Raw genomic sequence first — 15,551 nt, forward strand, 5'->3', positions numbered from 1 at the left:
GTTGTGGTAACACCATTAAAGACCTTTATGGGTTTTCTTGTCCACTTAAATGTTCAACTTATATTTTACAATCTGCCAAATACTTTAATTTCGTCCATAGCGTGTCTCTCCCTTTATTTTAAATTGAATTTCCTTGTAAAGCATGTCACTAAATTTAGGGTGACGTGGAAGCTGAGTCTTTTTAATGCCGTTTGACCATATATCATGTTTGATATTATTTTATACGTATTCAGGACGTGTAGCAACAGCCGCTGTTATTAAGTACGAGTTTTTTAGGATTAGCTGCGAGTAAAACAAAAAGGCTGGGAATCAACTCAGCCCTTTTTGCTACTGTAAAGATAGTTAAATTACGACATGGAAGCTGGCTTGAGGCGCTACCTCCTTATGGTCGTTGACCCAAACCACCTTCGAGGGTGAGCGTTTCACCAGTCATGTACTTAAAGTCGGGAGAAGCAAGTTGGACACAAACCCGGCCAATTTCTTTTTCAGCATCGCCGAAGTGCCCCATTGGTGGAACGTGGACATTGGACTTGAATGCGTCAGGGAAGGCTTCCTTGAATTGTTCCAACTTAGCAGTCCAAGCTAATGGGCAGACAACATTAACGTTGATGTTATCCTTTGCCCATTCGGTAGCTGCTACCCGGCTCATTCCGCGGATTCCTTCCTTAGCTGCTGCATAGGCACATTGACCATAGTTGCCAAACAGCCCGGCCCCGGAAGCAAAGTTAATTACTGATCCCGCTGTTTCTTTTAAATGTGGGTAAGCGGCCTGCATGTAGTAGAAGGCGGCGTATAGGCCAGAATAAATTGCAAGATCGAATTGTTCAGGTGTGTGGTCAGCCAGGGTAACCCCCGAAGCAGAAGCCTGGGCGTTGTTAATTAAAACGTCTAAGCGGCCAAATTCTTTGACTGCCTGGTCAACGACCCCCTTAGCCACGGCTTGGTTGTCAGCTTTTGGATTAATGTCGGCCTGAAGAGCCAGTACCTTGATCCCGTACTTATCCTCTAATTCTTGCTTAGCGCCGTCTAACTTAGCCTTGTTTCGTCCGGTAATTACCAGGTTAGCACCTTCCTTGGCATAGGCGGTAGCAATCCCATAACCGATTGAACCACTCTTTCCGTCACTGAGAACGGCCCGGCCACCACCGGTTATTAGAGCCACTTTTCCTTGTAAAAAGCTCATTACGTCTCCTCCCTATTAATTCATTTATAATACAATTATAACATTAGCAGTCGCTGAAGTGGGTTAGTGGCCATTCTCTTTTAAAATAAAATAACGGATGGCTACCAACTAAAGGCGAACCATCCGTTATTTTATTTTTCAAATACCATTTCCTCACGTAGGGCGTCGTAAATCAGTGGTTGTGAGCCTAGCGCCATGCTCGTGTAGTAGGCAACAAAAGTTAACAGCGCCATTGGCAATATCTGCTCGATGGAACCCACCATTTCAGTTGCTAATAAAATTGAAGTGAACGGGGTCCCTTCTGTGGCGGCAATATAAGACGTCATTCCAAGGACAATCATGTTTAGGTAGCAGGATGCTGGAATAATCCCGGCATGTACCATGATGATTCCAGCAATTGCACCCCAGATTCCACCGAGTACAAAGATTGGCATGAAAATCCCACCAGGGACGGTTGCGCCGTACGAAATCATCGTTCCCACAAAGCGGATTACCAGGAAAATAACTAGCAGTCCGAGGCAAGTAGCCCAGCTATTATTTGCCGGCATGGTGGTTAGAAACTGAATAACCTTGTGACTACCACCGAGGAGGTTAACATTCCATAGCCCTACAGGGATTACCAGTAGTAGGGGGATGATGGAATGAAAGCGTTGGGGAATTAAAGTTAGCTTTCCGTACCACCAATGCAGGTTCAAAATACCGTATTGAAAACCGTAAGCACCAGCACCAATGACAATTCCGACAACCAATAGCCATGGGTAGGCGCTGAAGGGGAGGTCGGTCTTGATTGGCAAGTAGAGGCAAGGCTTGGTACCAAAATAGAAAAAGGTCGCAAAGTCGGCAGCAATACAGGCGGCCAGTGCCGGTACCCACACCCGGTTGCGGAAGTTATGAGTGATTTCTTCCAGTAAGAAGACCGTTCCGGCTAATGGCGCACTGAAGGCGGCAGCTAGTCCGGCCGCGGCCCCGCATTGAAGTAAGAGGTGCCGGTCTTCCTTATTAAGGTGGAAAATCTTTTCTGATAATCCTTGACCGATGCAGGCACCCATCTGGATACAGGGACCTTCACGACCAAGAAAGAGTCCGGGACAGATGGCCAATAGTCCCCCGACAAATTTCCGCCAGAGCACGGACCACCACTTCATTTCATGTTTTCCCAACAAGATGGCTTCGATTTGTGGGACCCCCGACCCCACCAGGTCCAGTGTCCGCCCCTTGAGCAATCGGCCAAGGAGTAGGGCAATAATGACCATTACCAAAACATATGGCAGGATCCACAAAGGGTGGCTAGCCATTTGGGGATAAATATCCGCTAAGAATTTTAGTGTTTGGTCGATAATCCAGCGGAAGGCTCCGACCACTAACCCGGTGAGGAAGCCAACAACGATACCGGCGCCAACGTGGTTTAAGAATGGTTGACTAAAGGGACGGCGAAGTAGGTCCCGCGAACGAATTTGCTGTGAATTTGGCAAGATCTTTTCCTCCAGAAATAAATGCTTCTTACCAGATTATATCCTTTCATAGTGGGGATTAGTCAAACTTATGCTATGATAAAAGCTAGTGATTTAAATAGTGGAGGGAAAGATATGGAATTTATTGCCACCTTAGCGGGCTTACTATTATTAACCCAGATTGTGGCTCATTACTGCCGGCGGGTTGAAATCCCTGAAGTAATCGGGCAGATCTTTGTCGGAATCCTGGTGGGTCCGGCAATCTTAAACTGGGTCCACCTTAATTCGATGATGAATGAGTTCCAAGAAATTGGGGTCATTATCTTAATGTTTATTGCCGGGTTGGAGAGTGACCTCTCCCAGCTGAAGAAGTACTTGCGACCGGCATTTTATGTTGCTGCGGCGGGGGCGATTATCCCGGTAATCGTCATGGCGCCGGTTAGTTACCTCTTTGGTTTCACCAAGACTGAGTCGGTCTTTATCGGGGTAATCTTCGCCGCAACCTCCGTCAGCATTTCCGTGGCCGTATTGCGGGAATTTAACCAAATTTCCAGCCGGGAAGGGGCAACCATCCTCGGTGCCGCGGTGGCCGATGACATTATCGGTGTTATGATGCTATCAATCATGATTAGTGTGATTAACGGTGAAGGCGGCAATGCCCACAGCAGCCTACCACTGTGGCTTGCTCTGTGCTTGCAAGTCCTCTTCTTTGGTGGTACTTACCTGCTGGTTCGCTGGTTGGCACCATACCTGATGCACATTAGTGAAAAGATGTTGACTGAATCTGCACCGTCCGTGATGGCGATGATCATCTGTCTGGGGATGGCGGCCATTGCCCATTACGTTGGCCTGAGTGGGGCAGTTGGTTCCTTCTTTGCCGGGATCGCGGTTGCTAATACCCACCGGAAAGAGACGATTGACCGGAGCTTTGAACCAATTGGGTACGCGCTCTTCATTCCGCTGTTCTTTGTCAGCGTTGGTTTGAACATGCGCTTTGATAACATTTCACGGTCAATTGTGTTCGTGATTGTGATGACCATTCTGGCTTGTCTGACCAAGTTGGTTGGCTGTGGTGCCGGTGCCAAGCTAGCGGGCTTCAACCTTGATAGTTCCTACGTTGTTGGGAGCGGTATGGTTGCTCGTGGTGAAATGGCCTTAATTACTGCCCAGATCGGTTACGAGGCCCACTTGTTGTCATCGATGTATTACTCAGATGTAATTACCGTTATTATTTTGGCAACGGTCCTTGAACCATTTATCTTGAAACACTCGTTGAAGAAGTTGCCGAAAGCAGAAGTACAAGGATAGGAAGCTGTGCCCTAACCGGGTTGATAATATTAGGAATAAAAATAAAGGTCGTAGCGATTTTGCTGCGGCCTTTTTACTATGGCTGATAACAATAAGATGCTACAATAATAAGTCATGATTAACGAGAAGAGAGGGTTACGAATGGAAGAAGAGCAGCGCCTTGAACAAGCACGGGTTGACCGGGTGGATGATGAAATCAAACGTCAGATTGAAACAACCGCGCAAGCCGTTAATGACGCCCACAAGGAAACCCGGGCTGTCGAAAAGAATTACAGCGAAAACGCCTCAATTAACCGCTACGAAGTTGATGATATTGCAGAATCACGGTCCGAACTGGAACAACAGCGCCGGCTTGTTTCGCAGGCAGCGGAAAATGAAACGATTCTCAAGCACCAGCTGCAAACGCTCCGTGGCCTTCATGGGTCACCCTATTTTGGCCGAATCGACATCCTTGATCCTGGTGAAAAGGAACCGGAGACGCTCTATATCGGTACTGCGTCGCTGATGAACGAGGATAAAACCGACTTCCTAATTTACGATTGGCGGGCGCCGATTTCAGGTGTTTACTATAACGGCAATTTGGGTCCAGTAAAGTACGAGACCCCGGCTGGAATACAGAAAACGGAACTGGTTAAGAAACGACAATTTACTATCAAGGATGGCAAGATTACCAACATGTTTGACACCAATGATACGGTTGGTGACGAACTTCTCCAGGCCGCCTTGGGGGAACAAAACGATCAGTACATGCACAACATCGTAGCCACCATCCAGCAAGAGCAAAACGATATCATCCGGGATACAAAGAGTGACTTGCTCCTGGTTCAGGGGGTCGCTGGATCGGGGAAGACGTCCGCAATTTTGCAACGGATCGCTTACCTTCTTTACCATAGCCGGGCCGAGCTGAACGCTGATCAGATTGTGCTTTTCAGTCCAAACAACCTCTTTAGCCACTATATTTCTGAGGTGTTGCCAAGCCTAGGTGAACGAAACATGCGGCAAGTGACCCTGGCTGGGTTCCTGCGGCGTCGGTTCGAGGGACTTCAGGTCGAAACCTTATTTGACCGCTACGAGGACCGCCAGACGGGGAACGGCAACCATGATATTGCGGACTTCCTAGAAAGTGCGGCTGCAATGGATGCGGTCCGTGATTATGTGCGTGACCTGCCAGTCGACCAGTTCCAGTTTGCGGACTTAACGTTTAACAGCCAGGTGTTCTTCAGCGCTGCCCACATCAAGGAAATCTACCAGTCACTGCCGGCAACCATGACGGCAGCTGACCGCTTGATCCACCTGAAAAATAAGCTAATTCGAGAACTCCAACACCGTGTGCGTGAAGAGGCCAAGAAGGACTGGGTTGCCAAGGGACTTGATGAGCTTGATGTGCAACAGCTGCACAGCCTATACGGCAAGCACACGGTTGATGATTTCGAAGATGAAGACCAGCAGTATGATTACCTGTCTCGCCGGTATGCCAAGCGTCGTCTGCGGGTGGTGGCCGATGCAATTTACAACAACTACTTCATTGACTTCTTCAACCAGTACGAACAATTCCTCCGGCAGGTAGATCTGCCACAAAATATCAGTAAACGGGACTGGACTAGTTCAATTACTGAGTACCAGGAAGAAATTGAGTGCCACCGACTTAAGTTAATGCATACGGCGCCGCTGATGTACTTGCGTGACTTAATGACGGGGAGTGGGCAGAACCAATCCTTCCAGTACGTCTTTATTGACGAAATGCAGGATTATCCGTTAGCTATGCTAGTTTACCTCCGCCATACCTTCCCCCGGGCCAAGTTTACGGTACTGGGCGATAGTGAACAGGCACTTTTTAAGCCATTGCAGCTTCCCCAGGAGATGTTGGAAGAATTAAGTGCCGTCCTGAAGGCTAAGCATCCGAACCTGATTTCCCTTAACCGGAGCTACCGGTCAACTAAGGAGATCACTGATTTTGCCAAGTCACTGTTGCCAGATGGTGACCAGGTAATTTCATTTACCCGTCACGGCGACCAGCCACGGCTCGTGGTCCGCTATGACCAGCCAGCCCTTAATGAAGCATTACTGGAAAGCATCAATGACCAACGGACTGAGTACGAAACAGTGGCGGTACTGACGAAAAACTTGGCCCAGGCCGAAGATGTGTACCGTTTCTTGCACCAACAAAAGGTGGACGACCTACACCTACTTCATGCTCGTGATAGTGCCTTGCCATCCGGGGTGCTAGTTTTGCCAATCTACCTTGCCAAAGGGCTCGAATTTGATTCGGTCGTTGCATATGACGTTTCCGCAAGCAACATGGAAAATGTTGATGCGGTGGGAATGATCTACACGATGGCAACCCGGGCAATGCATCAGTTGACCCTGTTGAGCAACGGTCCGGTGAGCCCGGCCATTAATGAACAAGCGGGCCGGCAGTTGGTAATTGAACACGAATTAATGGATAAAGATTAAAACCGCTTTCAAGATTAGGCGCAATATGGTACGCTATCAGTAGTGATTTATAAGGAGATGTTTCCCAATGGTAAAAGACGAATATACATTGGTACTGGTAAAGCCAGATGGTGTTAAGACCCGGCATATCGGTGATATTATCACCCGGATCGAACGGAAGGGCTACAACATCGAAGCGCTGAAGATGATCATCCCAACGGAAGAAAAACTCCGTCAACACTATGCTGACAAGGTTAACAAGCCATTCTTCCCTGAATTGTTGGAATACATGACTGAAGGCCCAATCGTTGGAATTGTGGTTTCTGGTACTAATGTTGTCCAAGCTATCCACAACATGGCTGGTGCTACCAACCCTGGTGAAGCCGAGTGGGGTACTATCCGTGGTGACTACGGTCGTGAATGGCCAGATGGTAACCTGCGGAACATCATCCACACTTCAGATACGGTTGAAAGTGCGCAAAAGGAAATCGGTATTTGGTTCCCAGAATTTGATATCGACCAAGCACGGAAAGCTCATTTACAAGACAACTAAAAAAGTAAAAATGAGACTAGGAAGAAAGTAAAACTTCTTCCTAGTCTCATTTTTTATTACACGGTAATTGGAAAGTAAGTCCAGCGCTTTTGCATTAGCGGGTATTTTCGCGGTACACCACCGGGCTAAAGCCGCTGTACCGTTTGAAAGCCTTAGAAAAAGTAAATTCATCCCGGTAGCCGACCCGGTGGGCTACCTCCTGGACGGTTTCATCAGTACTGCGGAGAAGTTGGCAAGCTTCTTCCATCCGTAAGTGGGTTAGGTAGCTCTGAACTGAAATATTTAGGTTCTTTTTGAAAATAGTATAGAGGTAACTCCGGGAGATGTTGAGATGGTGGCAGAGGTCTTCCACGTTGCAGGAATTCTTGTGGAAGTTTTTTTGCAGGTAGTAGGTAGCCAGCTTAAGTAGGTCATGGGCCTTACTATCGGCTTTCGGTGCCTTAGTTGGGTACTCTGTTACCAGCTGGTAGAACATTTGGTAGGTGAGTGACTCCACTAAAATATCGTTAGCCAGCGAGCTCTTTTGTTTTAACGCCGCGAATAGTTTGGTGAGCCGGTCATAAAACTGGCTATCTTGAACCTGGCGGAGGTAGCGTTTGGTAAATAATTCAGACCCAGACAGCATTGTCTTGATCTTGGTCCCGGAGAGGCCAATCCAGAAGTACTTCCACGGGTCTTCACCATCAGCCTGGTAAAAACAGGGAACGCCCTTGGGAAGGATAAACACGTCGCCTTTTTTTAGGCTGACGGCCTGGTGGTTGGCTGATGAAAAAGTTCCCTTACCATCGATGATATAGTGGATGACATAGTTTTCACGGACGTTATTTCCGCGGTAGAAATAGTTAGGCGCACAATCATCCTGACCGACGAAGAGAATATTACTTTCAAAGCTCTTACCTGTTAGACTTTTGTATTCGCCGTCCATCAATTACACTCCTTTCCATGGATATATGTTTTTAACAATAAAATAACATTGCTTATTTTAGCACAAATTAGCTTATTGTATGTCAATTTGTTCATAAAAACATTTGGCATACTTTGAGTGCGTTTGACCATGGAATGATAAACGCTTATCAAATATAATTTATGACGATGATTGAAAACGGATACAGAAACCGTTTTTAAATTTATTGGGAGAGAAGGAAATTATATGAGTACGGAAGGAAAAAGCAAGATGACGATGCGCGAGCGTCTTGCTTATAGTTTTGGTGCTTTTGGTAACGATTCATTCTACGGTCTCCTTTGTGGTTACCTGATTATGTTCATTACCTCGCACTTATTTGATACTGGTAACAAGGCGTTGGATAACAAGATGATTAGTATTGTCACCTTAATTATCATGTGCCTTCGTTTCGTTGAATTATTCATTGACCCATTTATTGGGAACGCCATTGACCGGACCAAGACCCGGTGGGGCCACTTCCGTCCATGGGTTGTTATCGGTGGGACCGTTTCTGCCGTAATTCTTCTGCTCTTGTTCACTAACATGGGTGGCTTGTACAAGAAGAGTGCGGTTGGTTACCTCGTCTTATTCGGTGTATTGTACATCACGATGGATATCTTCTATTCATTTAAGGATGTTGGTTTCTGGTCAATGTTGCCATCACTGACGACTGATTCACGGGAACGTGAAAAGACGGCTACCTTTGCCCGGGTCGGTTCCACAATCGGTGGTGGTATGGTTGGGATCATCGTTATGCCAGCCGTTATCTACTTCTCAGCTACTAAGACTAGCACCGGGGATGACCGTGGTTGGTTTGTCTTTGCCCTGATTATCTGTTCGCTGGCCATGCTGTCTGCCTGGGGTGTTGGTATCTTTACCCGTGAAACGAATAGTGAAATTCGGAAGAACAAGAAGGATACCGTTGGTGTTGTTGGAATCTTCAAAGCCTTATCTGGTAACGATCAGTTGATGTGGGTTGCCTGTGCATACCTCTTCTACTGTGTTGCTATTAACATTATCAACTCGCTTGAAGTTTACTACTTCACTTACATCATGGGTGCACCAAAGGCATTCTCAATTTTCTCAACAATCAATGTCTTCTTGGGAATTATCGGGACTTCATTGTTCCCATTCTTCTCTAAGCACCTCAGTCGGAAAGCACTGTTTACCTGCTTACTGGTCTTCATGCTTTGCGGGATTGCACTGTTCTCCGTTGCTGGTGACAACTTAGCATTAGTTTTGATTGCTGCTTCCATGTTTGGTTTCCCACAACCAATGGTCTTCTTAATTGTCCTGATGGTTATCACTGACTCCGTTGAATATGGTCAGTTGAAGTTGGGTCACCGTGATGAATCACTTGCTTTGTCCGTGCGGCCATTACTGGATAAGTTCGGTGGTGCCGTGGCCAACGGGGTGGTTGGTCAAGTTGCTATCCTTGCCGGAATGACGACTGGTGCAACTGCTTCATCCATCACTGCTACTGGCCGGATGAACTTCAAGTTAATGATGTTTGCCGTTCCTGCCGTGCTGTTAGTGATTGCTATTTGTGTCTTTGCCAAGAAGGTGATTTTGAGTGAACAAAAGCACGCCGAAATTGTTGCCGAACTGGAAAAGACATGGGGCAAGCACATTGGTGATGACAAGCAAGCAGCCAAGACGGTAAACGTTGCAACGCCAATTGCCGGGAAGCTGATGAAGATGTCTGATGTAAAGGATGATGTCTTCTCAACCGGTGCAGCTGGTGATGGTTTTGCCATTAAACCAACTGATGGTCGGGTCTTGGCACCATTTGATGCGAAGGTCAAGCAAGTATTTACAACGCGGCATGCGGTTGGCTTGCTCAGTGAAGATGGAATTGCCCTCTTAATCCACGTTGGAATTGGTACCGTTAAATTGAAGGGGACCGGCTTTGTTTCCTACGTTGAGGAAGGCCAGAAAGTAAAGAAGGGACAAGAATTAATTGAGTTCTGGGACCCAACAATTAAGAAGGCAGGCCTTGACGATACTGTTGTTGTCGCGGTCACGAACACGAAGAAGTTAGGACCGATTACTTTAACTGGTACACCAGGTACTGAAGTTCAAGCTGGCGATAATGTTTTGCAAGTTGAACTGCAAGCAAAAGCTACTGATAACAAAAACTAACTAGTTATCAGGCTTAATTAAGTCTATAATTAATAATGTAAATGCTTACAATTTATACAAAAGGGGTTATTCAAAATGAGTATCCATGTTAATGAAGAACAAAAGCTGTTCCACCTCCAAACTGCTAAGACCAGTTATATTTTCAAGATCTTAGAAAATGGCGGGGCCGGCCAGCTTTACTATGGGCCACGTGTTCCGGTAAAGGATGCCTATACTAATCTGGCGAGTCGGGAAGAGCACGACTGCACTAACACCTTGACCGTTGAACAGCCTGATTTCCAGCTTGAATTAATCAAGCAGGAATATGCCGGCTTAGGCAAGGGTGACTACCGCTATCCTGCTTACCAAATTACCTACCACGATGGCTCACGGACTTCAGAGTTCAAGTACATGGGTTACCGGATTATTGATGGTAAGGAACGGTTAGCGGACTTGCCATCATCCTTTGATGACCAGGGTGACGATGCTCAAACACTGGATGTGGTGTTCAAGGATGAGTATGAAAACATTGCCTTAACTCTTCATTACACGATCTTTGATAAGGAAGACGTAATTGTACGGAGCGCCACCTTCTTAAATCATGGTAACGATATTATGTTAGACCGGGCTTTGAGTTTGCAATTAGACCTGCCAGACGCTAAATATGATATGGTTCAGTTCTCCGGTAGTTGGGCTCGCGAACGGCACCTAATCCGGACCCCACTTCGCGCTGGTGTTCAAAGTATCAGCAGCCTGCGGGATGCATCAAGCCACCAGCATAACCCATTCTTCATGCTGGCCCGGCCACACACCGACAATAACCACGGTGGTGCCTTTGGCTTTAACTTTATTTACTCCGGCAACTTCCTGGACTCAGTAGAAGTTGACCAATTCGATACAACCCGGGTCCTAGTTGGTATTAATCCGGACGAATTCGGCTGGAAACTTTCTGATGGGGACAGTTTCCAAACGCCGGAAGCAATTATGACCTACTCGGCAGATGGCTTTAACCAACTGAGTCAACAACTCGCTGACTTCTACCAAGACCACCTGATTAACCCTCACTTTGCCCGTCAAGAACGGCCAATTCTGATTAATAACTGGGAAGCCACCTTCATGGACTTCAACGAAGATAAGTTGATGCCAATCGTTGACGAAGCCCACAAGCTCGGCATTGAAATGTTCGTTCTTGATGATGGTTGGTTTGGTCACCGTGATGATGACAAGTCAAGCCTTGGTGACTGGTTCGTTGATGAAAAGAAGTTTGCAACTGGCATTGATGGCTTTGCCAAGAAGGTTCATGACAAGGGCATGAAGTTTGGCCTGTGGTTCGAACCAGAAATGATTTCGATTGACAGTAAGCTTTATGAAGAACATCCTGACTGGATGATTTCTACTCCCGGCCGGCAAAGTACGCCAGCCCGGAACCAGTATGTTCTTGATATGAGTCGTAAGGAAGTCGTTGATTACCTCTTTGACCACATTTCCGCAATTATCAAGAAGACGAAGCTGGACTACATCAAGTGGGATATGAACCGGAACATTACTGAAATGTTTGGGGCACAATTGCCAGCTGACCGGCAACTTGAATTTGCCCACCGCTACATCCTGGGCGTTTACCAACTGTACGCTCGGCTGACGGCGGCCTTCCCAAAGATCCTCTTTGAATCATGTGCTTCTGGTGGTGGTCGGTTTGACCTCGGGATGATGTACTACGCACCACAAGCATGGTGCAGCGATGACACCGACGCGGTTGAACGGATCAAGATCCAGGATGGGACTTCATATGGTTACCAGCAATCGATGTGGGGTGCCCATGTTTCTGCCGTGCCAAATGACCAAGTTGGTCGGTTGACATCCATCGCCACCCGGGCCGCTGTTGCCTACTTTGGTGACTTTGGTTACGAACTTGATATTACTAAGCTGCCACAAGCAGAATTAGATGAGATCAAGGACCAAGTGGTCTTTTACAAGAAGTACCGTCAACTGTTCCAATTCGGCAAGTTCTACCGGCTGGAGAATGCTGACACCGCAAATGACAATGTTTATGACTGGGAGGTTGTTAACGATGACCAGTCTGAAGCAATCGTTGCCCGTTTCCAAATCTTGAACGGTGCTAACCCAGCTTACATCCGGATTTACTTTGCTGGCCTGGATCCAGAAAAGCAATACACGGTTAATGACGGGGATGAGAAGTTCTCCGGTGCTGAACTGATGAACGCCGGTTACTTCGTGCCACGGATCATGGACCGGACTAAGCCAGAAAAGGATCCTTCCGACTTCAGCTCCCGGCTGTTCGTTGCTAAGGAAGCTTAATTTAATAAGATAAGCAAGGGGCTCGTGACAAAACTCGGTTTTGTCACGAGCCTTTGCTTTAGCTCCGAATATTACAGAGATATCGCGTGACCAACTCAGGGCCCTAGTGTCTAGCTACGGACCATCGCTAGCCATACCAAATAGGCTAATTGCGTGTCGCAGGCCCTAACCGGAGTTGTGTCACGGCTCCTATTATGTTTAAACAGCGGCTTTTGAGGGGGCGTATAGGGAACAGGTTCACAATAAAGATCCCCAGGGAACATTAGCTACTTATCTCAACGGTTGTTGTAATAGGGCTCAGAGTCTTTTCTACTCTTGGATTTAGGGCTTATTTTTAGTTTCAAGGTATAAAAAAAGAGTACCTTTTCAGGTACCCCGCCGGCTCAGACAAGTAATCAACTGGTCTAATTTGCACGCCAGCATTATCATGTTTGTAATTACATTATAACCGATCGGCTTGTATGATACAATGATTGAGCACGTCAGGTGCCTTAATCACACACCTAATATGTGCAGGGAAGGAGGTTCTTCCCGTTGCATCATTGCATTGTCATGTTTGTGTTGTTGCCCTAAGTATGAGGCAGCTGAAAAAACTGATTAAGCTTATTTTTAAGCTGTTAAAGCGCAGGCCTTAGCATTTCAGCAGAACTAAACCAGCGTCTGTCGCGTGCGGCAGGCGCTTTTTTAGTTTTGGTAATGAAAATCCTACTTTGGATCGAGCCCCAACACCCGCATATGCCCATCTAGGGCGAGCAAAATGAAGGTATGGGCAAGCTGCCGAGCGGTCATGTGATGTTCATAGCCTTCATGTAACCACCAGGAAAGAACACTGATAAAGATTGAAAGAATATAAGTGATTACCAGGTCTTCAGGTATATGGCTCTTTTTGTTAATCCCAAATTGGTTCAGAATTCCCCCAATATTGGTTGTTAAAATCGGAGTCAATTGCTGTTGCAGCGTTCGGGCCGGGGTGCCATCAATGATCAACAGCAAAACATCCCGCTTCTTAGAACAATTTTCCAGGACACCGGTAAGGACGTCCTCAAGTTTAGTGAACATAATTTTGCGGTTTAAGAAGAGGAGCGGGTTACGCAGCGGGGTGAACATCCCAATTGCTTCTTTAAAGACCTGGTCGTATAGGTCCTGCTTATCATGGTAGTGGGCATAGAAGGTGGCCCGGTTGACCATTGCTTTTTCGGCAATTTCCTGGACCGTGATTGAGTCAATATTCTTTTTCTTTGTTAATTCAATGAATGCATTGATGATGTTTTGCTTAGTCCGACGCACCCGCATATCTTCTTGAACCGTCATGTAATATTCACCCCCTCTTGCAAAATTCAATCCGACACAATGTTGGAATCTGTTGTCTAACAAACAGACAAACCAAATCTGATGATTGATTGACCAGCATTTTGGCATTTAAATATACTTAACTATTATTATACACACTGTTGGAAAAGTATGGGGAGGAATTTAATGATGGCTGAAAAACTCTTTGGTGGGATTGACGTGGGTTCAACCACGGTTAAATTAGTGGTGATGGATGCCAACCACCAAACACTTTTCTCCCGTTATGAGCGGCACTATGCAGATGTCAAGGCCGCCAGTGAACGGGTAATTAAAGAGGCGATTGCCGAATTGGGTGGGCAAACGCCAATTGCGTTTACCATTACCGGGTCCGGTGGGATTGGTCTGGCCAACCTGCTGAAATTAAAGTTTATCCAGGAAGTGATCGCCTGCACTAAGACGGTTGAACAGCTAATTCCGGAAACAGATGTAGCAATTGAACTTGGTGGTGAAGACGCCAAGATTACTTTCTTTGGTGACTCACTGGAGCAGCGGATGAACGGTAGCTGTGCCGGTGGTACCGGGGCCTTCATCGACCAAATGGCGGTTCTGCTGGATACTGATGCCGACGGACTGAATAAGTTGGCCCGGAATGCGGAAAAGATTTACCCAATTGCCAGTCGCTGTGGGGTCTTTGCGAAGACCGACGTTCAGCCACTGATCAATGACGGGGCACGAAAGGAAGATATTGCAGCCAGTATCTTCCAAGCCGTGGTTAACCAGACGATTTCTGGCTTAGCTGCAGGACATAAGATTAAAGGCCATGTTGCCTTCCTGGGTGGTCCACTTTACTTCATGGACCAACTCCGTCAACGTTTTATCGAAACTCTCCATTTAACTGATGACGAGGTTATCTTCCCTGAGAACCCACAACTCTTCGTGGCTCAGGGTGCAGCCCTGTACGCTAATGACCAACCAACCCTGTCACTCGATACCCTCTTAGACCGGCTGGAACACGGTGATTCGTCCGTCCTGGCGCCATCACACTCATTGGATCCACTATTTGAAAATGAAGATGAATTAGCGGCCTTCCGTCAACGACACGCCAAGGACCGGGTAGAATCCGGCGACCTCGCTAACTACCACGGGACGGCCTTCCTCGGTATCGATGCGGGATCAACGACGACTAAGATTGTACTGATGTCAGCAGACCACAAACTGTTGTTTACTGAATATGACAACAACGATGGTGACCCACTGGAAAAGACTAAGCAGATGATCTATGACCTGACACAAAAGATGCCGGATGATGTGCGGATTGGGAAAGCATGTGTCACGGGTTATGGTGAACACCTAATTAAAAACGCCCTCAATGTTGACCTCGGTGAAGTAGAAACCGTGGCCCACTACCAAGCAGCCCACTACTTCCAACCAGACGTTGACTTCATCCTCGATATTGGTGGTCAGGACATGAAGGCGATGACCGTTAAGAACGGCGCGCTGGCTGATATCAAGCTGAACGAAGCCTGCTCGTCTGGTTGCGGGTCCTTCCTGGAAACTTTTGCGACCGGGTTAAAGTACAATATTCGGGACTTTGCTCAAGCCGCCCTGCTAGCTAAGCACCCGGCCGACCTTGGTTCCCGTTGTACCGTCTTCATGAACTCCAAGGTTAAGCAGGTGCAAAAGGAAGGGGCCACGATTGGTGATATTTCTGCCGGTCTGTCCTTCTCAATTATCAAAAACGCCCTGTTTAAGGTAATCAAGATGCGGAGTGCCGATGAACTCGGTGACCACATTGTTTGCCAAGGGGGAACCTTCTATAATGACGCCGTTCTCCGGGCCTTTGAAAAGATTGCCGGCGTTAATGTTATCCGGCCAAATATTGCGGGCCTGATGGGGGCTTACGGTGCGGCCCTAATTGCCCAACACAACTACCAAGCTGGCGACCACACCAGC

9 protein-coding genes and 1 pseudogene are annotated in these 15,551 nt (G+C 47.1%); 6 read left to right on the forward strand and 4 right to left on the reverse strand.

Annotation, left to right across the window (positions count from 1 at the left end):
• Nucleotides 1-382: 382 nt before the first annotated feature.
• Both QOS07_RS02475 and QOS07_RS02480 read right to left on the reverse strand, forming a co-directional pair.
• Nucleotides 383-1,183: an SDR family NAD(P)-dependent oxidoreductase gene (locus QOS07_RS02475; protein WP_283587426.1), complete on the reverse strand. Its 801-nt coding sequence runs from the start codon at nt 1,181-1,183 to the stop codon at nt 383-385.
• A 131-nt stretch (nt 1,184-1,314) separates the two neighbouring features.
• Nucleotides 1,315-2,655: a ClC family H(+)/Cl(-) exchange transporter gene (locus QOS07_RS02480; RefSeq protein ID WP_283587427.1), complete on the reverse strand. Its 1,341-nt coding sequence runs from the start codon at nt 2,653-2,655 to the stop codon at nt 1,315-1,317.
• A gap of 114 nt (nt 2,656-2,769) precedes the next feature.
• Here QOS07_RS02480 and QOS07_RS02485 point away from each other — a divergent pair, with 114 nt between their 5' ends.
• From QOS07_RS02485 to ndk, 3 genes are all read left to right on the forward strand, one after another.
• Entirely contained in the window at nt 2,770-3,942 is a 1,173-nt protein-coding gene (locus tag QOS07_RS02485) for a cation:proton antiporter (RefSeq protein ID WP_283587428.1), read from the forward strand.
• A 141-nt stretch (nt 3,943-4,083) separates the two neighbouring features.
• The gene (gene helD / locus QOS07_RS02490; RefSeq protein ID WP_283587429.1) at nt 4,084-6,396 is read left to right on the forward strand and encodes an RNA polymerase recycling motor HelD; all 2,313 of its coding nucleotides are present in this window, start codon (nt 4,084-4,086) and stop codon (nt 6,394-6,396) included.
• A 67-nt stretch (nt 6,397-6,463) separates the two neighbouring features.
• Complete coding sequence (ndk, locus tag QOS07_RS02495) at nt 6,464-6,928, forward strand: nucleoside-diphosphate kinase (RefSeq protein WP_283587430.1); 465 nt, start codon at nt 6,464-6,466, stop codon at nt 6,926-6,928.
• 94 nt (nt 6,929-7,022) lie between these two features.
• Here ndk and QOS07_RS02500 read toward each other — a convergent pair whose 3' ends face one another.
• On the reverse strand, nt 7,023-7,853 hold the full coding sequence (locus QOS07_RS02500; RefSeq protein WP_283587431.1) for an AraC family transcriptional regulator: 831 nt from the start codon (nt 7,851-7,853) through the stop codon (nt 7,023-7,025).
• A gap of 225 nt (nt 7,854-8,078) precedes the next feature.
• Here QOS07_RS02500 and QOS07_RS02505 point away from each other — a divergent pair, with 225 nt between their 5' ends.
• The gene (locus tag QOS07_RS02505) at nt 8,079-10,013 is read left to right on the forward strand and encodes a PTS sugar transporter subunit IIA (protein WP_283587432.1); all 1,935 of its coding nucleotides are present in this window, start codon (nt 8,079-8,081) and stop codon (nt 10,011-10,013) included.
• Nucleotides 10,014-10,088: 75 nt separating this feature from the next.
• Nucleotides 10,089-12,308, forward strand: a complete 2,220-nt coding sequence (locus QOS07_RS02510; protein ID WP_283587433.1) for an alpha-galactosidase — start codon at nt 10,089-10,091, stop codon at nt 12,306-12,308.
• 705 nt (nt 12,309-13,013) lie between these two features.
• Here QOS07_RS02510 and QOS07_RS02515 read toward each other — a convergent pair.
• Nucleotides 13,014-13,619, reverse strand: coding sequence for a TetR/AcrR family transcriptional regulator (locus tag QOS07_RS02515; protein ID WP_283587434.1), 606 nt, complete (start codon nt 13,617-13,619; stop codon nt 13,014-13,016).
• A 168-nt stretch (nt 13,620-13,787) separates the two neighbouring features.
• Between QOS07_RS02515 and QOS07_RS09590 the strand changes: the two are divergent.
• Nucleotides 13,788-15,506, forward strand: a pseudogene (locus tag QOS07_RS09590) (acyl-CoA dehydratase activase); the annotation flags it as partial.
• Between the last annotated feature and the right edge of the window lie 45 nt (nt 15,507-15,551).

Origin of the sequence: Limosilactobacillus viscerum (genome assembly GCF_947387525.1) — a bacterium.
Taxonomy (GTDB): domain Bacteria; phylum Bacillota; class Bacilli; order Lactobacillales; family Lactobacillaceae; genus Limosilactobacillus; species Limosilactobacillus viscerum.

Coding starts and splice junctions, on each gene's coding strand:
- QOS07_RS02475 (WP_283587426.1), bottom strand. CDS start 1,183: ATGAGCTTTTTACAAGGAAAAGTGGCTCTAATAACCGGTGGTGGCCGG.
- QOS07_RS02485 (WP_283587428.1), top strand. CDS start 2,770: ATGGAATTTATTGCCACCTTAGCGGGCTTACTATTATTAACCCAGATT.
- helD (WP_283587429.1), top strand. CDS start 4,084: ATGGAAGAAGAGCAGCGCCTTGAACAAGCACGGGTTGACCGGGTGGAT.
- ndk (WP_283587430.1), top strand. CDS start 6,464: ATGGTAAAAGACGAATATACATTGGTACTGGTAAAGCCAGATGGTGTT.
- QOS07_RS02500 (WP_283587431.1), bottom strand. CDS start 7,853: ATGGACGGCGAATACAAAAGTCTAACAGGTAAGAGCTTTGAAAGTAAT.
- QOS07_RS02505 (WP_283587432.1), top strand. CDS start 8,079: ATGAGTACGGAAGGAAAAAGCAAGATGACGATGCGCGAGCGTCTTGCT.
- QOS07_RS02510 (WP_283587433.1), top strand. CDS start 10,089: ATGAGTATCCATGTTAATGAAGAACAAAAGCTGTTCCACCTCCAAACT.
- QOS07_RS02515 (WP_283587434.1), bottom strand. CDS start 13,619: ATGACGGTTCAAGAAGATATGCGGGTGCGTCGGACTAAGCAAAACATC.